The organism is Listeria cossartiae subsp. cayugensis (genome assembly GCF_014229095.1).
Classification (GTDB): domain Bacteria; phylum Bacillota; class Bacilli; order Lactobacillales; family Listeriaceae; genus Listeria; species Listeria cayugensis.
This window is the reverse complement of sequence record NZ_JAARZC010000002.1, coordinates 1-21,480: the sequence shown is the minus strand read 5'-3', so window position 1 is coordinate 21,480 and position 21,480 is coordinate 1. Positions and strand designations below refer to the sequence as shown.

Genomic DNA, 21,480 nt, shown 5'->3' with positions numbered 1-21,480 from the left:
ACTTTGCGGAAGCATCCGTCTCTGTATGGAGTTTTTTATCTAGCATCCTCTTTTTGATAAACGATTTGCTCATTCACAACCGTCATCACAACGTTCATATCACGCAGTTGCGCTTGTTTCACTTGGAATGGATCTTCCGCCAAAATCGTGAAATCCGCTACAAAACCTGGCGCAATTTGTCCGCGTGTTTCCTTTTTATAGCTCGCAAACGCAGCACCTTTTGTATAAAGTTGAATCGCTTCAAACACCGTGAGCGCCTGATCGGACCAATACACTACTCCGTCCAAATCTGCATTTGCCGTCCTCGTAACAGCAGCATGAATTCCCCAAAATGGATTCGGTACTTCAATCGGCGCATCACTCCCTCCAGCTAAAGGAAAACCAGCTTGTAGCAATGATTTCCAAGCAAAAGCAAGTGGCGGATGATTTTCGCCCAGCACATCTAAAGCCCACGGAAGGTCACTTGCCATGAATTGCGGCTGTATATCAAACAATACCGGCAAACCCGCCGTCTCTGCTATCAATGCTTCTGTAAGCCAAGGCGTATGAATTAATCTGTCATATTGCCCTTCTTTAGGCGGATATGCTCGTAACGTACGAATTACATTGGCAAAAGCTTGATCTCCTAAAATATGGATCGCAACAGGCAATCCCGCTTTTCTTGCCGCTTTCACCAAATCTTCAAACGCTTCATCAGAATGAATTTGTAGCCCTTTTTCCGCGCTATTATCCGCATATCCTGCACTCATTAGCGCCGTACGTGAGCCAACCGTTCCATCATAAAAAATCTTCATAGCACCTAATTCTAAAAATCCATCGCCATTAACAAAACTTTCTTCTGAAGCTGAAAAAGCTGCTAGTTCCGCATGATGAATTAACAAATGCGCGCGAAATGGCAAAGCATCTGCCCCAACTGTATTCCGAAATGCAGCAAAAGTAGACTCAAATCCTGTGAAATAATGTAAATCTTCCGAGTGTGCACCCGTTACCCCTTTTGACCATAAATCCGTTATCGCGATTTCTAGCCATGCTCTTAATTCAGCAGGAGTTGCTGCTGGAAAAGCATCAATCGCTAAAGTCGTTGCATTATCTCTTAAAACACCTGTAAACTCACCCGCTTTGTCGCGAACAATTTCCCCACCACCATCAAAACCATTTTCCGAAAAGTCCACGATATGGGTTTTTAAAGCAGAATTAATCGATACGCTATGATAATCAATTCGTCGCACTAAAATCGGGTTCGTCTGACTCACTGCATCTAAATCCGCCAAAGAAATCAGACTTTGTTCATCTGACCATTTATTCTCGTCATACCCTTCCACAAATAGCCACTCATCAGGCGCTAGTTGCTTGGTTCGTTCCGCAATCAGTGATAGAGCCTCTTTTTTCGTTGCCGTTTGGTTCAAGTTAAGTCGTTCTAACGCTTGACCATACCAAAGCAAATGAATATGCGCATCAACAAATCCAGGAAAAACAACTTTGCCATCCAAATCAATTGTTTCCGCAATTTCAGTCTCAAATTGTCGTTCTAAGTCCGCCGCTTCACCAACCGCACGTATCTGACCATTTTTTGTTACAACTGCCGACACTCGCTCGCCTTCCGTAGTCATTTGATAAAAAATACCGTTTTTCCACAATTTCATCATTTATTCCCCCTGATTAATGGAAATTTTCAAGGCTGCTTTTTCTTGTTGGTCCTTTTTCTGTAAAATTTGTTGTAGTGTGATGCTGACTAGCGCGCATCCTAGTAAAATAAATGCGCCAATGAATAGAGCTTTCATACCGCCAAGATTTTGAACAACGATGGCACCTAAAAACGGTGCGAGCATTCTAGCTGCTGTTGCCATACCGTTCACTAGCCCTTGATACAACCCAGCTGCTCCTTTTGGTGCCAGTTGATAAGCAATTGTTGGAATCGCTGGCCAAGCAAACATTTCCCCAATGGTTAAAAACGTCATCCCTAACACAAATCCGCTATACGCACTTGCATTCATTGCAACAACAAACGATAAAATAAATAATACAATCCCAATATAAATTTGCACTAATAAGTACTTTTTAAATCTATTAACAACTGGGATTAAAACTAGTTGTCCCAGTACGATAAGTGCCCCATTCAAGCTCCATAAATTACCGTATTCGCTAGATGTTACACCTTTTATTTCTGTCATATACGTAGACAAGTTCGACTGCCACTGCACATGCGGCAATTGGCAAAGCAAGTATGTCAGCAATAATAGCACAAAAGAGCATAGCGCGAGTTTTGTCGGAAATTCTCGTTTTGCTCCTTTTTTACGATGTTTCGTCTCAGCACTGACATTTTCTGATTTCCAGTCAATCTTATGGAAATAAAAGAAAAAATAGGCCGCAAAAGCAATCGCAAAGACAAACGAACCGATATAAACATGGCTCATTCCTTGTTTAGCTAAAAGTCCTGCAAGTAAAGGTCCGATAGCAACGCCGATATTTTGAGCCACATAAATTGCATTAAACCCAGTTCTCCCGCCAGTCGGATGTGTTAACCCCGCCGCTGCATAAAGACCTGAAAACACCATTCCCATTGCGATTCCAACCGCCCATAAATTCCAAATAAAGAACGGAAAACCGTGAAAGAAACATAGCGAAGCCGTTGAAAGCACTAAAATAATCGTGCCAATCGTAAGCGAAATAAAACCAGAAAAACGGTCGAAAATAAGTCCACCGATAATACTAGAAATAATCCCTACGCCTGAATTAATCAACAATACTAATGAAGCATCCGTTGTCGACATGCCTAACTCTTGTGTCATATAAATCATATTAAAAGGCCAAATAAACGAGAGCCCTGTATATAGTAACACCATTCCAATAATAACAATCCATAAATCTTTTGGTAACCATTTTGTCATTTCCTACACTTTCCCTTCATTAAAACTCACCTTTTTTAGGGTATCACACCCAACCACTTTCGCAAAGAAAAATTTCACCAAAAAACCACCTAGCAAAATTTGCTGGTGGCTAATAAGGGACTGGTGATAAATCCCTATCATGGTTACTTCTAAGTGTACTATGAATTCGAATATTTGTCTGTGCTAATATAGGAAATATTTCAATTAATTTTTTTTACTATTTTATCATACGCTAAATCTCGCAAATAGCTATGAAATTCTGCTACATCTATTTCAAGATAATAGCCTAACTCAAAAATAATACCATGCTCTTTCAGTTCCTTTACTTGGCAAGCACATAATTCTTTCGGGACAACTTGCATAGCTTCTTGACGAAAAAAATCTTGCGCAATTTTCCATGAGGTAGTGTGCAGTCTCAATGGCATTTCTTGAATAAACCACTGAATACAGTCATTTGTCCCTCTATCTAAAAAGTTCATTTCCACAGCAGTCAAATCTGCTATATCCATGTCACCCATTGTTTTCAATATTTCGCCCACATATGTTAAGGGAATTTTCCATGCTACAGTTTTACAAAGTGGTTTGATCGTTGTTTGTTCTCGCGTAAAGCCAAGGATACTTCCTTTGCCCCAAGAACTATTTTTTTCGGCACATTGTGTTACGTTGCCTTCATCAATTGCGTAAACATACTCACTATTTTCTGGGCAGTTAATGATTTCGTCCTCGTCCCAATATACTAGTTCTGCTACTTCTTGAAATCTTGGGTCGTTTGTCAAAGTAAGCATCAATTCCATAGTAAACTTTTCTTGCATTTGTTTTGCCTCCTAAAAAATCATTACGCCATTGCAGCTCCCTTTATCATAATAAAAAAGAAGCAAATGAATAGTTCTCAAAGAACCATCTGCTTGCTTCTTTTGTCCATTTTGTGACAAAATTACTGACACACTTTTTACAATGTTAATTTTTTAACATTTTATTTGAAATTAATATAAAAATACATCATTATTTCCCAGACTCACCTTTTCGAATAACCCACCAAAGAGAAAGACAAGTAATTCCTTGGAAGACGAAAAACAATCCAAGAATAATACCAATCGCGATTGCTACTAATGTATTTGTGAACAAGGAAATGACCGCAATAATTAATCCGATAATCCCCATAATAAGCAACAATGTCCATCCCGGAAAACCTTTGACAGCAAAAGCCGTTAAGATTCGTAAAATCGCGGATGCTAAAATCCAAATCGCGAAAATGATAATGAAGATACGTTCCGCCATATTCGACTCAAAAATCGCAAAGCCACCAACAAGGATAGATAAAATTCCATCAAGCATAATCCATTTGGAAATACTCCAATATTTTCGTTCGCCAAAATAAGAAATCACTTCATTGATCCCATTTAAAACTAAAATAATCCCAATGAAAATTGTTAGTGCTTGCAGTGATGTGCTTGGGTTAAACATTAAATAAATACCAAGACCAATCATCGCCACACCGAGAATTAAAACAAAATATGTGTATAACTTTCTCATGTTTCCACCCCTTTTTAATGGTTAGTAAGTAATGATCCCGCCGCTTCATCGATAATAAAGACCACATTCGGATGGTTTCGTAAAATCGATGCTGGGCAACTTTCGTCAATTGGTCCTTCAAGTAAGCCTTTGACCGCTTCTGCTTTACGTTCGCCGGAAGCAGTTACTAAGATTTGTTTCGCGTCCATCATATCTGCTAAGCCAAGTGTCAGCATTTGGGACGGCGCTTCATCTTCTTTTAAATTGTTGTACATAATCGTGCTTTTGATAGTAGATTCATCGCTATCCGCCAAAAATAAACGCGCATCAAATGGCGTACCTGGTTCGTTCGCGCCAAGATGTCCATTTACCCCTAAGCCTAAAATTTGCAAATCGCGTTCATTTTCAGCCAAAATTTTCTTATAACGAGCAATTTCGTCTGTAAAATCAGCTAAACTACCATCTAGTAATTCTACTCTTTTTGGCATTTTGGTAATTAAGTCATAGAATTTTTGGTGCATGTACGTGTACACGGTGAAAGAATCATCGCGCTTCGCCACATACTCATCTAAATTCATTAAAAATACTTTCTCGATTGGAATTTCGCCGGCATTGATTCCTTTGACAAGTCCCTCGAACATACCATCAAAACTTGCTCCTGTTGTTGTGTTGATGACTGGATTGTCATTTGCGCTAATCACTTGTTTGACAACTTCCAGTGCTTCTTGTGACATTTCTTCGTATGTTTTTGTTCTAATTAATTTCATTAAAAAATCCTCCTCTATATGCTTTCATTACCCGAACTATTATTTCTAAATCAAGCCATGCTTTTGGAAACTAGCAAATAGGCCATCTTCATCAACTGATTTAGTTACGTCATCCGCCAGTTGTTTTAATTCTTCTTTGGCGTTTCCCATAGCAATACCAGTTTCACAGTATACAAGCATTTCGGCGTCATTCATGCCGTCACCAATGCCAATCGTAGCTTTTTTATCGCCACCAATATGTTGAAGCAAGAACTCAATTGCCGTCGCTTTATGAATATCCGGAACCATTAATTCCCCGCTGTCATCTCCAAAAATAGGCACAGTACAATGCATTACTTCAAACTTGCCGCTAAATTCTTTCTTAATTTCTTCAAATGGCACAGCTTTATTTTCTAGGAAACAAGCTTTATTCACATCTGTACGATACAGGTTTGTTTCCCCGTAAGTTAAACCTTGGACAAATGGATGCGGGTTGTTCACTTTTTTCTCGCGTGCGATTGGGTCGTTTTCCACATCACCATACACTAATTTATCTAAACGGGCTTCAAGTTTTGGACTAGCAAATAAGCCCCCATTCGATTCTAAATAAAAGTCTAATTCTTTTTCCATAAAGAAATCTACCATATGAACCACATCTTCGTTCGCTACTTTTTTATGATAAATAATTTCGTCATCTACTTCAATGTAACCACCACCAGCTCCGATAATACCATCAAAACCTATCGATAAAATGGAGTCATATAGTTCGGGTTTTGAACGTCCTGTACATAAATATACTTGATGTCCGTTGTTGCGGGCTTGGATTATCGCTGTTTTTGCAGATTCTGGAACAAGTCCATCATCACTTACAAGCGTACCATCTACATCTACAAATACTATTTTTTTCATCATGCAATACCTCTTTTCGCTCGTTAATAGTTTAATTATAGCATTTCTTCGCAGGGTAGGCGCCCCATTACACAACAAAAAACATCGTACCATGAATTTCCATCACGATACGATGTTTTTAATTACTATTTTAAAACTGGCCAAAAGGCTTCATTTTCAATAATCATTTCATCTAGTACTTTTTTAGCAACGGTTGCGTTTGGTACAGATTGGTTAAGCGTGAATGCTTGCAAGGCTTTTTGATAGGAATTTTCAAAGAATGCGTCTACTAAAAGTTTTTCAGCCGCAACTTGTGCTTCCATCATCCCTTTGTGGAAATCGCCAATCGCAGGTAACGAAATTGCTTCCACACCAGTCGCACCCACATACGCTGGTACTTCCACTACTGCGTCACTACGTAAATTAGGAATAGCTCCTTTGTTTTCTACAATCAACATAAAGCGACTTTTCTCGTCGTTCAGCAAGGATGTTGCGATATCTACAATATATAAGCCGTGTACGCCGAAGTAGAAATCAAGAACATCTCCTTTTGCTTTATTACGAATTTTTTCTGCCATTTCATGTGTTTTTTGTTCGCGTCCATCCATGACTGTGTTGGCACGTGTATAGTTTGGATCTGCGTAATCAACATACATATCTGGGTACAAGTAATATTCTAGATAGTTATTTGGTAAGTTATCTGGGAAGGTTTGTACCATGAAGCGAATCATATTGAATGCACGGTTCCAACTTGGATCTTCTTCTTTGATTTCCTGTACTTTTAGTTTTTCTAATAGTTCTGGCATAATATCACGTTTTAAGGATTTATCATAGATTTTTGTATACCAGCCAAAATGATTTAAACCGTAGTACGTAGCAATCCAGTTATCACGATCATAACCATAATTTTTTGCTAGAGTATCTTCAATACCAATCGTCATATCACAAACATTAATCATCTGAATACCAGGGAATTGTCTGCGTACTGCTTCAGAAATAATTGTTTCTGGGTTCGTATAATTTAAAATCCACGCTTCCGGTGCATACTTTTGAATATATCCAACTAATTCTAAAAGTGGTCCAATGCTTCGTAGTCCGTATGAAAAACCACCAAGGCCACATGTTTCTTGTCCAACTAAACCATGTTTCAACGGGATTTTTTCATCTTTTTCACGCATTTTAAGTCCGCCAACACGAATTTGTGAGAAGATAAAATCCGCACCCGTAAATGCTTCTTCCGGGCTTAATGTCTGAACTAATTTAATAGAGGAAAATCCTTGTTGGTCTAACATGTATTGAATGATTAAATACATGTTGTCATTTCTTGTTGCATCAATATCATATAAACGAATTTCCGCAACTGGCAATCTTTCTTGACCATTTAGTACGGCTTGAATAATCCCAGGTGTGTAAGTACTGCCACCACCGGCGATAGTAATAATTTGTTTTTTCATGTCTAGTCACTCCTTATACTTAATCATTGTTGTTATAAATAGTCTGTAGTAACTCTATGCATTGATTGTATGTCCCGCACTCACTTATTTTTTCTACATATGATTTATTAGATGCTATCAATGACAAAAAATCATTAATAAGTGGCGCTTCCGTTCCATCTAATTCTTCAATCATCGGAATAGTAATTAGGCTAACTTTGTGCGCATCCCACGTACACGGCTTTTTCAAAATGCAAAACAGGATACCACTTTTATTGGCAACATTTTTAATCGGATGGGGTAACGCAATACCCGTCGGAATCGCCGTTGAAAATAGTTGCTCTCGATTGTATAATTTTTCTGTAAAACTAGCCGGTACATAATTTTTATCAATACAATATTGGCTGAGCACTTCGATTGCTTGATATTTCTGTTCATAGTCAAAGCTAGTTAAGAACAATTCTTCGTGCAAATATTTCTCTTTAATATAGGCAAATTTTTTCTGTTTATTCGCTTCCATCGTTGCCGAAAGTTGTTTTTTGATTGTCACTTCTTCAATTAAACCAATATTACCAGATAAAACGATACAGGGGACTTCTGCCGGCAAGTCTATTTTTTTAGTAGAAATGCACAAATCTACATCGATATTTTCCGATAATAACAATTGAAACTGTTTGTTATCCGTAACGTCAATCACTTCTACATTGACGCTTCTTAAAACTTCTGCCAATTGTTCACGTAAGTAATACAGTGCAGCCTTGCCTTCCAAAACAATTAATGCAATCCGTACTACTTGGCTCAATTGGTGCCTAGCTTCTATTTTCCGGTAATATTGATACAAATACATGACTAATAAAATAATTTCTTCTTGATTCAAAATCACCCCAAGACGTTCGAGTAATTTTTCACCAATAAAGATAGCAATATCGAGTAAATAACTGTACTGTTGCGTAATAATATGGGTAACTTGATTTTTAATAACAATACCTCGTTTAGCACGTTCAATCGCAATAAAAATATGTTTCGTCATATCACTTGTTATTTCTAAATCAGTCGTAAAATCGATCAAATACACCTGTTTTATCTCTTCTAAAACTAGTAAAATTTCTTGATATAAACCATCCTCGAGCACCATTTTGGTCGTAACTTTTGCTTCAAAATCATTCATCGTAACTATTTTTTCGTGAGCAGCTACTATAAATTGTTTCATTTCAGCAGAAACATCATAACCCTCCTGATGTAATGTCTCAAAAAGTTGTTGTAAAAATGGGTTATGAATGTCAAATATTGTCTGTAAATCTGGATGTTTTCGGTAAAACGCACTACCATAAATAAGTTGCGCGAGTAGAATAGTTTCATCAAAATATTTTAATACTAGCTTGTGTTCATCCATCACCGCTAAAACGATTTGGCGGATTTTATCATGGTTAATCTCCGGAAAGCATTTTGTTAATAACACTATTTTTATCGCATCATCAAAACTCGCAATCCGGTTTAATAACTCCATTTTCATTAGTGGCGTGGCGCTAATTGCATAGACCCCATCACTCGAATGGATAACGACATCCAAGCCGAGTAATTGCTCAAAGTAACCACGTAGCCACTGAATGTCACGTTGTATAGTAGATTCAGAAGTGAACGTTTCTGTTGCAAATTCATAAAGGTCCACGCCATCATCTACAAGTAATTTTTGAATTAACAGAGCAATTCGCTTTTGTTCAACTCCGGTTTGCTCCTCAACGTCAAACGGGAATGGTTTTTCCATATTATAGGCATATCCCAACTTTTTAGACGTAAAGATAAAATCCTCACCTAAATTTTCTTTAATAACACGTATATCATTTCTAATTGTCCGATCACTTATTCGGAATAAGTCCGCTAATTTTTTCCCAAGCAGCCAATTATTTTCATTATACAATGTACTTAAAATGTTTTTTTGACGTTGATTAAGCATTTTTTAATCACCTATTTCATTTTTTTGGAATATCATGATAGGAAATTAATTCTACAATATTGTCATTAATAAACTGGCGCATTCTTGTGGAAATCAAACTTTCTAATTCATTCGCGCGTGGCATTGAAAATGTCGAATTTTCCAGAATAAAACTATCAAGATAACCAGGATGAGTCATGATTTCTACATAATCATAACATAAAATGGAAGACGCATAATCATAAATATAATCTAAGTTTTCATATGCTCCATACGGAATTCCAAGCGGCTTTTCCCACATAAATTCTACATGTTCAAACCCATTTGTATCATGATTTCGAAGCGGAATACCCACTTCTTCCGCAAGTTGTTTCGCTGCATTAATCGCCGCTTGATAAATATCTGTTGAGAATAAGTGACTATCTAGATGACTTGGTTTTTTCTTCATAAATTGAACGAATCTTTGGTATTGCGCTTTAAACTCTTGGTAGACTTCTTCTTCGACATACGGATAATCCGGCGTAATAAATTTTGGCTTAATCATTTCACCAGTTTCATCAACTAAAGATGCTCCATTTGTCATTGGTTTCCCAAGTGTTAAATTGAGATGTAAACCAATTCCAAGCGTTGGCGTTTGTTTAGACAGCTCCACAGCATGTTCAAATGCTGGCATTGTTACCATTAAGGTCGTTGAAGTAAGTACACCTAAATTATGCGCATCAATAATCCCGTAGTTAATCGCACGTGTGAATCCAAAATCATCTGCATTTATAATTAGCTTCATTGCTGCTCTCTCCTTACTTTTCATCCAAGCGCTTATACAAGTTAAGCACTGATTTTACTAGGTCGCAGTAAACGAAAGCATTCATTAAATGATCTTGCGCATGAATAAGTAGTAGAGAAACTTCTTTAGCATCGCCACCTGATTCTTCTTGAATAAGCGCTGTTTGTACATGATGAGCATCTTTCAAAGACTGATTCGCTTGCTCGATGCATTCTTCCGCTTTATCAAATTCACTTTTTTCGGCGTGTTGGATTGCTTTTAGGAATAATGAAGAGGCATCTCCAGCACTTGAAATGATTTTAAATGATTGTAATTCTGTGCCTTCCATTATTTCCCCTCCGTCGTAAATGTATTCGTGCCAGCTTCTTTGATCTTTTGGAAAGCAGCGATAAGGATTGGAACTGCATTCATATTTCCATAGTCTTCTTTATCAATAACCTCAACAGGTACATTTAAACCGCGTTCTTTTGTTGTTTCGATAACTTGCTCGTAAGCCATCGACAATTGTGGTCCAAGTAAAACAATCGATACGTTGTCTAGGTGGTCCGAATACTCATCTTTACCCCAAGCCTCAATTGTAATACCTTTATCTTTAAATTTTTCTGACGCGGCAATAGCTTCTTCCATTTTTTTCACTAAAATAGAAGTGGATAATCCGCCAAAACATACTAACATAATTTTCATAACAATTGTCCTTTCCTACTTAAAAATCGAAATCATCTAGACTAGCTTCCAAATCACCGCTATTTTCTTGCGTAAGCGCCTCTTTTTCCGCTATTTTAAAGAATGGATAGTAAATAAGTGCTGAGCAAATCAAGATTAAGCCAAGTACGATTACGTATCTCCAGTCAAATGAAGCGATAATAGCCCCGATTGGAACTGGAACATACGGAGAAACCATCGTGAATGGATTCATTAGCCCTAATTTGATAGAGAACCAACCAATCAGTGCAGCAATTTGAGGTGCAGCCATCATTGGAATGAAAAATCTCGGGTTTAATACAATTGGAACCCCAAACATTACTGGCTCATTAATGCTGAAGAATGTTGGCAGTAACGCTAATCTGCCAAGTGTTTTATAGCGTTTCGATTTAGAGAACATCATGATAACTACCAGCGCTCCAGTCACTCCAGCTCCTGTTACACCAACGATGCTCCACATGAAGTCAGGTGTGAAAATAAGCATGGAAGAAAGCGGCTCTCCTTTTGCAAGTGCAGCTGCGTTCGCGTCCACATTTTGGAAAGCAACACTAAGCCAAACTGGCGCCATTACAGAATAACCATGAATACCAAACCACCATAATAGTTGTTGAATAAAAATGATTAACATAATACCAGGTAGCGTATTTACAAGTGAAGTTAATGGCGAGAATAACGTTTGAATCAACGCAACAACACGAATTCCACTAAGTGACTCCACCCCGAAACTTAAAATGGCAATAATTAATACGGAGAATAAAATCGGCCATAAGTTTTCAAAAGAGCGTAAAATTGGCGTTGGAACACCTTGCCCTAAATTAATAGTAAATTTCAGTTTGTTTTTGAAAATATGAAGAATTTCTACAGATAGTAAACTAATAACTAAAGCAACAAAAATCCCTTCACCAGCAAGATAAGTGACATCACTTCCGCCAGTTTCAAGTGGTCGTACAGCAACAACTACAAAACTCATTAAAGCTGTAACAATAGCACCGATGTCCCATAAGTTACGTTCCTTGGCATAGTAATAGGCAACAAAAACAGCAACATACACAGACATCAAACCGAATGTAGCAAAATAAATCGGTGAGGTAATGTTGTTAATATACGCGGCAACAGATGCGATCCAACTAGGTAATTTTGGAATTCCGCCTAGTTGTTGGAATAATACAGGTACAGCACCTACTAAAGTAATTGGTACTAATGCCATCATTCCTTGACGTATTGCCTTCATCTGGGTGTTACTTTCTAAAACTTTTGCAAACGGTAATAGCCATTTTGACAGAAATCGTTCTAATGCTTTCATTAATTTCATTTCCTTTCCCTAAGCTGTTATAACCTTATGATAGCGCATACAAAAAAACCTCACAATTATTCTTATTTCCTAAGCATAGGAAATCATTATCCACTTTCTTATAAACACAAAAAAATCCTTATAAAGTAGTAGCTACTTTATAAGGATTTCACTATTTTAGTTTTCTAAAGCCATTAATTTTTGATTATCGTCTAGTGCTGATTCGTGCGCATCGTGACGTTTTTTCAAGTGACTCATGGATAGATAAAGTAAGCCAACACATGCAATCATGATAATTGTAAGAACGAGCATCGACATACTGTATACATTTGGTCCCATACCGGCTGCCAGTGACTCTCTAAAGGCATAAATCGAGTAAGTCATTGGTAGGAACGGATGGATTAAGTTGAAGAACCATCCTGTAAGTGGCATTGGGAATGTTCCGCCTGATCCCGCTAATTGAACAATGAGTAATACCATCGCGATGAATCGTCCTGGATTATCAAATGTCATAGCAAGGAGCATGATAAGGAACATATATGCAAGTGCTGTAATTATCGCTGTTCCGAAGAATTCAACAATGCTATCTGGTCTTAACCCTAGTGCTATCATAATACCACCTTCAAGCAGTGCCATCGCAACCGCTGCGACAAAACCAAGGGATAATTTACTTAACCACCATTTATAAGCTGGTTGACCTTCCATCGAAACACGTCTAATTGGCATAATGAAGTTGAATACCAGTGCTCCAACATATAGAGCAAGGGATAATACATATGGTGCTAATGCATGACCATAGTTGCTTACGTGTGTGTATTCGTTATGTGCTAGTTTTGTTGGAGCAGCAATCATATTGAATGTTTTATCTGTTGCTTTTGTATCTTTCACTTGTTGTGCTCCGTCAGCAAGTTTATCGGTTAACTCTGTACTTCCGTCTGTCAATTTAGTTAGTCCATCGCCTAATTGGAAGGAACCGTTCGCTAGTTTGGAAGAACCATCGGCAATTTTAGAAGAACCGTCTGCGAGTTGTCCTACGCCTGAAACTAGTTTTGGTGAATTAGCTGATAATTGATTTAAACCGCCTGCTAATTGACTAGAACCAGCTTGAAGTTGGTTAACTCCGCCAGCAAGTGTTGGAACTTTGGCAGCTAGTTGATTTGTCCCGCCTTGTAACTCTGTTGCCCCGGAACGTAATGCCGCTGAATTGCTTGCAAGTTTGTTACCGCCAGCATTTAACTGACTTAATCCATTTTCCATATTGGCACTACCAGCAGCAAGTTGACCGACGCCAGAAGTTAGCGTTGGAATTTGGCTGTTTAGTTGGTTCGTTCCAGCAACTAATTTCGCGTTACCAGCTTGTGCTGATTTTAATCCCGCAGTTAGTTGGTTCGCGCCGCCAAGTAATGTTTGACTGCCAGAACCATTGATTGCTTGGTGGATGCTGTTGAATGCTTCGTTTGTTCCACCGTGAACTACTTTGTATCCAGCCGAAATTTTCGCTACACCAGTTTGCAATTCTTTAACTTGTGTTTGAAGTGCTGCTAAATCAAGACCTGATAAGCCGCTTTGCAGTTGTTCGACTGTCGCTACTTGAGTGGCAGATTTTTGTGTTTCTTTATCTAAATCGGCTTGAATTGCATCAATGATTTTTTGTTTATCTTCTGCACTCACGCCAGCTGTTGCATTAATTTTTGTTTTAATTGCTTCGGCATCGAAGTTTGCGTTCGATTTAATAAATGTTAAGCCACTTTGTAAATCGGTTAAACTTTTTTGTAATGCTTCTAATTGTTTAGCAAGTGCTGCATCTTCGCCATTTACGCTTTTATTTAATTGGTCAATACCTTGTTGTAGGTCGTTCATACCTTGTTTTAATTGCGCAATTTTGCCTTGTGGATCGGTTAAATTACTATCTAACTCTTTTAATCCTGCTGAAAGTTTATTGCTGCCATCAACGAGTGAATCTAAACCTGTTGCAAGGCTGTTTTGACCATTATTTAGTTGTGTTACGCCAGATGCTAGAGCCGGTACGCTGCCATTCATTTTGTTCAATCCATCCGATAAGGCAGTGGATCCAGTGTAAGCTTGATTAATTCCACCTGCTAAAGTGTCTACGCCTGATGTATAAGTGGAAACCCCGCTTGATAATTTCGTTGCCCCGCCGTCAAGTGCTGCGACACCGTCTTTTAGTGGTCCTACACCAGCAGCAAGCGTCGAAACACCAGCATTTAGTTTATCGCCACCAGCGGCTGCCGTATTCACGCCATCTGTGTAAGTTTTTAAGCCAACTTCTAATGTATTAGCGCCATCTTTGAATGTTAACGAGCTATCTGCGAGTGTTTTTAAGTTGGTTGAAATGGTTTTATTACCTTCTTGTGATTTTTCAAGGCCATCTTTAATTTTTCCAGAGCCATCTGCAGCTTGGGCGAACCCTTCACCAGACTCTTTAATTTTATCGAAAATTGCTTCCGCGTAGGATTTTGTTACCTCAGCGGAAACCTCGCTTTTCAGCTGTTTGGCACCTTGTTCACTTACGACTTGCCCTAAATAGTTAAGCGAGCCGTTTGTTTGATAGCTTAATTCCATTTTTTTAGGATCTTTATCTAAAACGGATGCTGCATTTTTAGAGAAATCTTTTGGAATTGTGACAACCATATAATATTTGCCATCTTTTAAGCCTTGTTCCGCATCTTCTTTGGAAAGAAAATTCCAATCGAGTTCTTTGTTGCTTTTCAGTTTTGTGACTAACTGATCGCCAACATCCATCGTTTGACCATTATAATCAACCGGTTTGTCATTGTTAACTACCGCTACTGGTAAATCCCCTGTTTTGCCGTACGGATCCCAGACGGATTTTAAGAAAAAGCTTGCATATAAAAGTGGAATAAACAGAATAACTACAAATGATAAAAGTAGTATTTTGTTTTTAAATAATTTTTTCCACTCATTTTTTACCATATCCATTTTATTACCGCACTTCTTTCTTTTAAAGATTTATTACGCTTCGTTCCAATCTATGATAGTGGTTCGTTCTTTCCCAATCACTTGCTCTACTAAAACAGATAATTTTTGTGAGTATAAATAATTCGCGTATTCTTTATCAGCGTTTCTAAAAGCACTTGTAATGGTGTGAATGCCGGACTCTGCAAATTCGTGATAGTCCGAGAAAACAGTGTGGATTAAGTCAGAATCTGGGTATGTATCAATTTTTCCTTCCACTGCTTCTACGATATCCAGCAAATTAATTTCTTCCGGGTCTTTAGCAAGTGTGAAGCCGCCGTTATTACCGGAAACTGAATTAATCAGCCCACTAACGACTAACTTTCTCAAAATTTTACTAATGTAAGACGGTGACGAATCACGCAAACGGTGATGAATAGTTACGGAAGAAATGGGAACATCTACCTTCTGGGTGTACAACATCGTCATAATACAAAATACCTGGTCCATACTTTTGCTCAACTTCATCATTAAATCCTCCCTCTTCCCATTATTACCTTTCAATATCCTTAATGGACATTTAACATCTATATACAATACACCCATTTTTTTTAAAGTGCAAGTGTTTTTTACTAAAAATGGAAAAAAATTTAATGAATGCGTTTGCTGCGAATAGAACAACTACAAGCATTGTCTCAAAAATTTTTCCTGGCTAAGAAAAAAACTGGAATAATTTTCGGAATCAAACGTGCTAATCTTATAACTGTTCCAACAAACAATTACTTAGGAGGTGCTTTTCTCGTGTTAACTGATGATGTTCCAAAAAAATCACATTTACCATTAATTAAGCATCATTCTAATTATTTATAGCTTCGTTTAAACGTATTTCCGCAAACAAAAATATTTTGGAGGTAATACACAATGACTAAACAAGCAAAGTCTTTAACCTTATTCGGATTTTTCGCTATCACGGCTTCCATGGTTATGACTGTTTATGAATATCCAACATTTGCCACTTCCGGCTTTCATCTCGTATTTTTCTTGCTACTTGGCGGATTTTTATGGTTTTTGCCTGTCGCTTTATGTGCAGCAGAAATGGCGACGGTGGATGGTTGGCAAGAAGGCGGTATTTTTTCTTGGGTAGGAAACACACTCGGGGAACGCTTTGGTTTTGCCGCAATCTTCTTTCAGTGGTTTCAAATAACAGTTGGATTCGTTACAATGATTTACTTCATTCTCGGCGCGTTATCCTATGTATTTGATTTTCCCGCGCTCGAATCGAATCCTTTTATTAAATTTATCGGAGTGCTAGTTATTTTTTGGGGACTTACTTTTTCCCAACTAGGTGGTACGAAAAATACGGCTAAAATCGCAAAATTTGGTTTTATTATCGGTATTCTCATCCCAGCAATCATTTTATTTATTTTAGGTATTGCTTACGTTGCTGGCGGAAATCCCCTCCACGTCACTTTTTCAAAAGAGGCGTTTATCCCGGATTTCTCAAAAGCTTCAACATTAGTCATCTTCGTGTCATTTATACTCGCTTACATGGGTGTTGAAGCTTCCGCGAGCCACGTCAATGAAATGACCAATCCAAAACGCGATTACCCACTAGCAATGATTATGCTCGTTATTTTAGCTATCGCGCTGAATACAATCGGCGGCTTAACAATCTCCGCTGTGTTACCTTTAAAAGATTTATCCCTTAGCTCCGGTGTCGTGCAAACATTCCAAGCATTAATTTTACATTTTGGTTCCGGCTTAGGTTGGGCAGTAAAACTAATCGCGATAATGATTGCGCTAGGTGTCATGGGTGAAGTCAGTGCTTGGGTAGTCGGTCCATCACGAGGCATGTACACTGCAGCCGAACAAGGCTTACTTCCCGAAAAAATGAAAAAAGTAAATAAACATGGCGTACCAGTCCCACTTATTATGGTTCAAGGCGTCGTAGTGACCATTTGGGCAGCAATTCTCACATTTGGTGGCGGCGGAAATAATTTATCCTTCCTAACCGCAATTTCCCTAACCGTAGTCATTTATTTAGTCGGCTATTTACTCTTTTTCATCGGTTACTTAGTACTTATTTTCAAAAAATCGAGCTTAAAACGCACTTACCAAATCCCTGGTGGCAAAATTGTCAAAGTGATTGTGGCGCTCATCGGCTTAATAACATCTGTATTCGCTTTATGTATCTCATTTGTCCCGCCAGCATCCATCGCCGCAAAAAGCGATATGACCTACATTATTATCTTATCAATCAGCTTTATCGTCACCGTGTTAATTCCATTTATCATCTACGCCGTGCACGATAAAAAAGACATTACGCCAAAAGATATTACGCATTTAGGTGCAAGTGACATCAATAAATTTACCCATCCTAGAGCTCGCGGCGAACACATTATTAACCCCGACGAAAAACATATTATGAAGCAAGACAAATTATAGGAGGAAAAAATCATGTTATATAGTAAAGAAAATCAAGAAAGTTATTTAGAACCCGTTTTTGGATCCAGTGCAGAGGATCGTGATATCCCTAAATACACCCTTCCTAAAGAACCACTCGAACCTCGGATTGCCTATCGTTTAGTGAAAGATGAACTTTTAGATGAAGGTTCCGCCCGTCAAAACCTGGCTACTTTTTGCCAAACCTATATGGAAGATGAAGCAACCAAATTAATGTCCGAAACACTAGAAAAAAATGCGATTGATAAATCCGAATATCCTAGAACAGCCGAACTAGAAAATCGTTGCGTCAATATTATCGCTGACTTGTGGCATGCACCTAAGGACCAAAAATTCATGGGGACTTCGACAATTGGCTCTAGTGAAGCGTGTATGCTTGGCGGAATGGCGATGAAATTTGCTTGGAGAAAACGCGCTGAAAAACTTGGGCTTGATATATATGCGCAAAAACCAAACCTAGTTATCTCATCCGGCTACCAAGTTTGCTGGGAAAAATTTTGCGTCTACTGGGATATCGATATGCGCGTTGTTCCAATGGATAAAGACCACATGCAACTCAACACCGACCAAGTCCTTGATTACGTCGATGAATATACAATCGGTGTGGTCGGCATCCTCGGCATCACTTACACAGGTCGCTACGATGACATCTACGCACTTAACGAAAAATTAGAAGAATACAATAGCAAAACAGATTACAAAGTCTATATTCACGTCGACGCAGCAAGCGGTGGTTTCTTCACACCATTTGTCGAACCTGACATCATCTGGGACTTTCGCTTAAAAAATGTTATCTCGATTAATACATCCGGTCACAAATACGGCCTCGTTTATCCAGGTATTGGCTGGGTCCTTTGGAAAGACGAAAGCTATTTACCAAAAGAACTCATTTTTAAAGTCAGCTATCTTGGCGGAGAAATGCCAACCATGCAAATCAATTTCTCCCGCAGCGCCAGCCACATCATCGGTCAATACTACAATTTCTTACGCTACGGCTTCGAAGGCTACCGCACCATTCACCAAAAAACTAGCGACGTCGCACAATACCTTGCCCACGCAGTCGAACAAACCGGCTACTTCGACATATACAATGACGGCTCCCATTTGCCAATTGTCTGCTATAAACTAAAAGATAACTTAGATGTAAAATGGACCCTCTACGATTTAGCTGACCGTCTACAAATGCGCGGATGGCAAGTTCCCGCATACCCACTACCAAAAAATCTAGAAAACATCATCATTCAACGTTACGTCTGCCGCGCCGACCTCGGTTTTAATATGGCAGAAGAATTCATCCAAGACTTCCAAGCTTCCATCGAAGAACTTAACAACGCCCACATTCTTTTCCACGATTCCCAACAATCCGGCGTCCACGGCTTCACACACTAAAAAAAAGGCTAGCCCCTCAAATAGGCTAGCCTTTTTTCATGTTCTTTTATTCTAAGCGACTGAATCGCACTTTCCAAATCTTCTAAATCCCGATCAAAAAACGCCAGCGAAATCGGAATAATCGTCCCTTGCACCGCTTCCTTCAATTCCATTTCACAATTCGGGTGACAAAGCACAACGGTCGGCTCACTCGACTCCGCTAAAACTTTATTCAACTCATCTACCGAATTAAACATCGACTCATGCACCGTAACCTTCCGCCCAAGCTCCTGTTCCACTTGAAACTTACACGACTCAAAATTAATCAAATTAAACGAAAAAATACAAATTTGCACCGGATTATTCCATTTATAAATAAGCGGATATAAATGAATCGTCAAATAATTAATATGCGAATCACTCAACAACGTGCGCCGCCCACTCGCCTTATTCCAGCGCTCCAAAACACTTTTCACAACCAAATAAAGCGGCTGATACTTCTTATCCAACAACCGTTCATTACTCGGAATAAGCCCTTGCAAGTTAAACAATGTCTTTTTCAAAAAATAACAAAGCGCCGCCCGAAAAAGCGAATGATTCACAACTTCCTCGCCAAAATATTCCTCAAATAAATTAAGCAAAGACTGCAAATCCTCATTTTTCAAGATTAATTCATTAAACTGCTCGAGTTCCACTTTTTTCATAGAAGCATCAATAATACTAAAATTAGTTGAATAATAAATCAACATCAAATACAAATAATCATTATACGAAAACTCCGTGCCAAGTCCCTTTTCTAGCGTTTCCTTACTACTTTTTCGAACCATATCAAGAAACCTCGAAGACTCAATATATTTCTGACACTGTTCATCCAAAATAATCGCACTAGTCGGAATATCCCTTTTAAATACCATCGAAATCAGCGACCGAAAATAAGCATGACCTTCCGCATTATGCGCTAATGAATCAATATTAATCCGCAAATTCAAAGTCGCCATAAAGTCATCAATCATACGCTTCTCCTCATCCAAAAGTGGATAAATACGCACACCATATTCCGCCTGAAGAAGCGCAATCAAATATCTAACCCGGTACTCTTTCCCAGTAATCCGATTATTCTCTAGCGTCAAATCAATTTCACGAAGAAACTCCTCTACCTTATGCTTCAACCGATACGCATGCGAATGAGAAATAAAATAAGCATCCATAAAATCAGTAAACTTATGCTCCTCCACATTCGTAACAAAAAAAGCCATACAATTCAAAAACATCGAGTTATCATACAACTTATACAAAACTTTCCGCTCTGTCATCCCGTTTTGCAACTGACATCGATACACCCAATTTTCTGCACATTCTTTCATCTGAATAACAATCCAGCCATCCAATTCCTCATTCAACGCATGAATATCCGACCTCACCGTTACCCTCGAAGTCCCCATATATTCTGCAATTTCATCTAAATTCGTATGCTTATTCTTAAGTAGAAAATCACAAATCAAACATTTCCTTTTGATATCCTTTTCAATATAATTCGTAAGCATAACTATCCTCTCCGTGAAAGATTAATAAACAATAATTTTTAGTTTTTTCGCATGTTAATATAGTCACATAAACCAGTAAAAACTAACATTTAACAACAAATTATTAGGATATTGAACTTGTAAGATATCCTCCTACTAAATTGTTGTTTATCAGTTCTATTTATAACACAACTTTCAAGCATAATCTACCATTGAAATAAAAAATACCAACGAATCGTTAGAAACGTTGGTATCATAGTATACCGGCGGCCGGGGTCGAACCGGCACGCCCTTGCGGGCACAGGATTTTGAGTCCAGCGCGTCTGCCAATTCCGCCACGCCGGCGTAACAATATAATAAATTATAACTTTAAAACATTAATTTTGCAAATGGAGGCGCCAACCGGATTTGAACCGGTGATAAAGGTTTTGCAGACCTCTGCCTTACCACTTGGCTATGGCGCCGCACAATGTTCAATTTAAAAGCGGAAGACGGGGTTCGAACCCGCGACCCCCACCTTGGCAAGGTGATGTTCTACCACTGAACTACTTCCGCATTAACTGGGCCAGCTGGATTCGAACCAACGCATGACGGAGTCAAAGTCCGTTGCCTTACCGCTTGGCTATGGCCCAACAATTATATTAGACTTAAAAACAAAAAGGGCGGATGATGGGAATCGAACCCACGAATGCCTGAACCACAATCAGGTGCGTTAACCACTTCGCCACATCCGCCATTATTTTAATATATGGCAGGGGCAGTAGGAATCGAACCCACACTGGAGGTTTTGGAGACCTCAGTTCTACCTTTAAACTATGCCCCTATAAAAATGGTGGAGGGGAGTGGATTCGAACCACCGAACCCGAAGGAGCGGATTTACAGTCCGCCGCGTTTAGCCACTTCGCTACCCCTCCATATTAAAAAAAGAAAAAAAGTGGCTTGGGACAGAATCGAACTGCCGACACCTTGAGCTTCAATCAAGTGCTCTACCAACTGAGCTACCAAGCCATAA

At 38.7% G+C, this 21,480-nt stretch carries 17 protein-coding genes and 8 tRNA genes; 2 read left to right on the top strand and 23 right to left on the bottom strand.

Annotation, left to right across the window (positions count from 1 at the left end):
• Positions 1–35: 35 nt before the first annotated feature.
• From HCB49_RS07180 to HCB49_RS07115, 14 genes are all read right to left on the bottom strand, one after another.
• Positions 36–1,643 carry an amidohydrolase gene (locus HCB49_RS07180; protein ID WP_185604809.1) on the bottom strand — a complete coding sequence of 536 codons (1,608 nt, stop codon included), beginning with the start codon at positions 1,641–1,643 and terminating at the stop codon, positions 36–38.
• A 3-nt stretch (positions 1,644–1,646) separates the two neighbouring features.
• A complete protein-coding gene (locus HCB49_RS07175; RefSeq protein WP_185604533.1) occupies positions 1,647–2,888 on the bottom strand; it encodes an MDR family MFS transporter in 1,242 nt (413 codons plus the stop codon).
• Between the two features lie 200 nt (positions 2,889–3,088).
• Positions 3,089–3,700, bottom strand: coding sequence for a hypothetical protein (locus HCB49_RS07170; RefSeq protein WP_185604532.1), 612 nt, complete (start codon positions 3,698–3,700; stop codon positions 3,089–3,091).
• 190 nt (positions 3,701–3,890) lie between these two features.
• Positions 3,891–4,421 (bottom strand): HdeD family acid-resistance protein, encoded by a 531-nt coding sequence (locus tag HCB49_RS07165; protein WP_185392436.1) that lies wholly within the window; start codon positions 4,419–4,421, stop codon positions 3,891–3,893.
• Positions 4,422–4,435: 14 nt separating this feature from the next.
• A complete protein-coding gene (locus tag HCB49_RS07160; RefSeq protein ID WP_185504127.1) occupies positions 4,436–5,167 on the bottom strand; it encodes a glucosamine-6-phosphate deaminase in 732 nt (243 codons plus the stop codon).
• A 45-nt stretch (positions 5,168–5,212) separates the two neighbouring features.
• Positions 5,213–6,058: a Cof-type HAD-IIB family hydrolase gene (locus HCB49_RS07155; protein WP_185604531.1), complete on the bottom strand. Its 846-nt coding sequence runs from the start codon at positions 6,056–6,058 to the stop codon at positions 5,213–5,215.
• Positions 6,059–6,180: 122 nt separating this feature from the next.
• Positions 6,181–7,488, bottom strand: coding sequence for a family 4 glycosyl hydrolase (locus HCB49_RS07150; protein WP_185604530.1), 1,308 nt, complete (start codon positions 7,486–7,488; stop codon positions 6,181–6,183).
• A gap of 19 nt (positions 7,489–7,507) precedes the next feature.
• Complete coding sequence (locus HCB49_RS07145; RefSeq protein ID WP_185604529.1) at positions 7,508–9,421, bottom strand: BglG family transcription antiterminator; 1,914 nt, start codon at positions 9,419–9,421, stop codon at positions 7,508–7,510.
• 16 nt (positions 9,422–9,437) lie between these two features.
• On the bottom strand, positions 9,438–10,184 hold the full coding sequence (locus tag HCB49_RS07140) for a carbohydrate deacetylase (protein ID WP_185604528.1): 747 nt from the start codon (positions 10,182–10,184) through the stop codon (positions 9,438–9,440).
• A 13-nt stretch (positions 10,185–10,197) separates the two neighbouring features.
• The gene (locus tag HCB49_RS07135; RefSeq protein ID WP_008948613.1) at positions 10,198–10,512 is read right to left on the bottom strand and encodes a PTS sugar transporter subunit IIA; all 315 of its coding nucleotides are present in this window, start codon (positions 10,510–10,512) and stop codon (positions 10,198–10,200) included.
• Entirely contained in the window at positions 10,512–10,868 is a 357-nt protein-coding gene (locus tag HCB49_RS07130; protein ID WP_185604527.1) for a PTS sugar transporter subunit IIB, read from the bottom strand. Before HCB49_RS07130 ends, HCB49_RS07135 begins: the two co-directional genes overlap by 1 nt.
• A 19-nt stretch (positions 10,869–10,887) precedes the next feature.
• On the bottom strand, positions 10,888–12,198 hold the full coding sequence (locus HCB49_RS07125; RefSeq protein ID WP_228463568.1) for a PTS sugar transporter subunit IIC: 1,311 nt from the start codon (positions 12,196–12,198) through the stop codon (positions 10,888–10,890).
• 156 nt (positions 12,199–12,354) lie between these two features.
• The gene (locus HCB49_RS07120; protein WP_185604526.1) at positions 12,355–15,138 is read right to left on the bottom strand and encodes a YhgE/Pip domain-containing protein; all 2,784 of its coding nucleotides are present in this window, start codon (positions 15,136–15,138) and stop codon (positions 12,355–12,357) included.
• Positions 15,139–15,171: 33 nt separating this feature from the next.
• Positions 15,172–15,642, bottom strand: coding sequence for an Rrf2 family transcriptional regulator (locus HCB49_RS07115; RefSeq protein ID WP_003723817.1), 471 nt, complete (start codon positions 15,640–15,642; stop codon positions 15,172–15,174).
• Positions 15,643–16,035: 393 nt separating this feature from the next.
• Here HCB49_RS07115 and gadC point away from each other — a divergent pair, with 393 nt between their 5' ends.
• Together gadC and gad are read left to right on the top strand one after the other, a co-directional pair.
• A complete protein-coding gene (gene gadC / locus HCB49_RS07110; protein WP_185604525.1) occupies positions 16,036–17,559 on the top strand; it encodes a glutamate/gamma-aminobutyrate antiporter in 1,524 nt (507 codons plus the stop codon).
• Between the two features lie 12 nt (positions 17,560–17,571).
• Entirely contained in the window at positions 17,572–18,966 is a 1,395-nt protein-coding gene (gad, locus tag HCB49_RS07105) for a glutamate decarboxylase (RefSeq protein WP_185604524.1), read from the top strand.
• Positions 18,967–18,974: 8 nt separating this feature from the next.
• On the opposite strand, the gene HCB49_RS07100 is transcribed toward gad, so the two are convergent.
• From HCB49_RS07100 to HCB49_RS07060, 9 genes are all read right to left on the bottom strand, one after another.
• Positions 18,975–20,489: a helix-turn-helix domain-containing protein gene (locus HCB49_RS07100; RefSeq protein WP_185604523.1), complete on the bottom strand. Its 1,515-nt coding sequence runs from the start codon at positions 20,487–20,489 to the stop codon at positions 18,975–18,977.
• A gap of 240 nt (positions 20,490–20,729) precedes the next feature.
• Positions 20,730–20,813 (bottom strand) — tRNA-Leu (locus HCB49_RS07095).
• A 45-nt stretch (positions 20,814–20,858) separates the two neighbouring features.
• A tRNA-Cys gene (locus HCB49_RS07090) sits at positions 20,859–20,932 on the bottom strand.
• Positions 20,933–20,951: 19 nt separating this feature from the next.
• Positions 20,952–21,023 (bottom strand) — tRNA-Gly (locus HCB49_RS07085).
• 5 nt (positions 21,024–21,028) lie between these two features.
• Positions 21,029–21,100, bottom strand: a tRNA-Gln gene (locus HCB49_RS07080).
• Positions 21,101–21,129: 29 nt separating this feature from the next.
• Positions 21,130–21,202: transfer RNA gene (locus tag HCB49_RS07075), tRNA-His, on the bottom strand.
• 15 nt (positions 21,203–21,217) lie between these two features.
• Positions 21,218–21,291: transfer RNA gene (locus HCB49_RS07070), tRNA-Trp, on the bottom strand.
• Between the two features lie 7 nt (positions 21,292–21,298).
• Positions 21,299–21,382 (bottom strand) — tRNA-Tyr (locus tag HCB49_RS07065).
• A gap of 21 nt (positions 21,383–21,403) precedes the next feature.
• Positions 21,404–21,476 (bottom strand) — tRNA-Phe (locus tag HCB49_RS07060).
• Positions 21,477–21,480: the final 4 nt, after the last annotated feature.

Excerpts from the sequence above, each read along its gene's own strand:
- HCB49_RS07135 (WP_008948613.1), bottom strand. The coding sequence starts at position 10,512 with ATGGAAGGCACAGAATTACAATCATTTAAAATCATTTCAAGTGCTGGA.
- gadC (WP_185604525.1), top strand. The coding sequence starts at position 16,036 with ATGACTAAACAAGCAAAGTCTTTAACCTTATTCGGATTTTTCGCTATC.
- HCB49_RS07115 (WP_003723817.1), bottom strand. The coding sequence starts at position 15,642 with ATGAAGTTGAGCAAAAGTATGGACCAGGTATTTTGTATTATGACGATG.
- HCB49_RS07150 (WP_185604530.1), bottom strand. The coding sequence starts at position 7,488 with ATGAAAAAACAAATTATTACTATCGCCGGTGGTGGCAGTACTTACACA.
- HCB49_RS07155 (WP_185604531.1), bottom strand. The coding sequence starts at position 6,058 with ATGATGAAAAAAATAGTATTTGTAGATGTAGATGGTACGCTTGTAAGT.
- HCB49_RS07140 (WP_185604528.1), bottom strand. The coding sequence starts at position 10,184 with ATGAAGCTAATTATAAATGCAGATGATTTTGGATTCACACGTGCGATT.
- HCB49_RS07130 (WP_185604527.1), bottom strand. The coding sequence starts at position 10,868 with ATGAAAATTATGTTAGTATGTTTTGGCGGATTATCCACTTCTATTTTA.
- HCB49_RS07120 (WP_185604526.1), bottom strand. The coding sequence starts at position 15,138 with ATGGATATGGTAAAAAATGAGTGGAAAAAATTATTTAAAAACAAAATA.
- HCB49_RS07100 (WP_185604523.1), bottom strand. The coding sequence starts at position 20,489 with ATGCTTACGAATTATATTGAAAAGGATATCAAAAGGAAATGTTTGATT.
- HCB49_RS07175 (WP_185604533.1), bottom strand. The coding sequence starts at position 2,888 with ATGACAAAATGGTTACCAAAAGATTTATGGATTGTTATTATTGGAATG.
- HCB49_RS07180 (WP_185604809.1), bottom strand. The coding sequence starts at position 1,643 with ATGAAATTGTGGAAAAACGGTATTTTTTATCAAATGACTACGGAAGGC.
- HCB49_RS07160 (WP_185504127.1), bottom strand. The coding sequence starts at position 5,167 with ATGAAATTAATTAGAACAAAAACATACGAAGAAATGTCACAAGAAGCA.
- HCB49_RS07165 (WP_185392436.1), bottom strand. The coding sequence starts at position 4,421 with ATGAGAAAGTTATACACATATTTTGTTTTAATTCTCGGTGTGGCGATG.
- HCB49_RS07125 (WP_228463568.1), bottom strand. The coding sequence starts at position 12,198 with ATGAAATTAATGAAAGCATTAGAACGATTTCTGTCAAAATGGCTATTA.
- HCB49_RS07145 (WP_185604529.1), bottom strand. The coding sequence starts at position 9,421 with ATGCTTAATCAACGTCAAAAAAACATTTTAAGTACATTGTATAATGAA.
- gad (WP_185604524.1), top strand. The coding sequence starts at position 17,572 with ATGTTATATAGTAAAGAAAATCAAGAAAGTTATTTAGAACCCGTTTTT.
- HCB49_RS07170 (WP_185604532.1), bottom strand. The coding sequence starts at position 3,700 with ATGCAAGAAAAGTTTACTATGGAATTGATGCTTACTTTGACAAACGAC.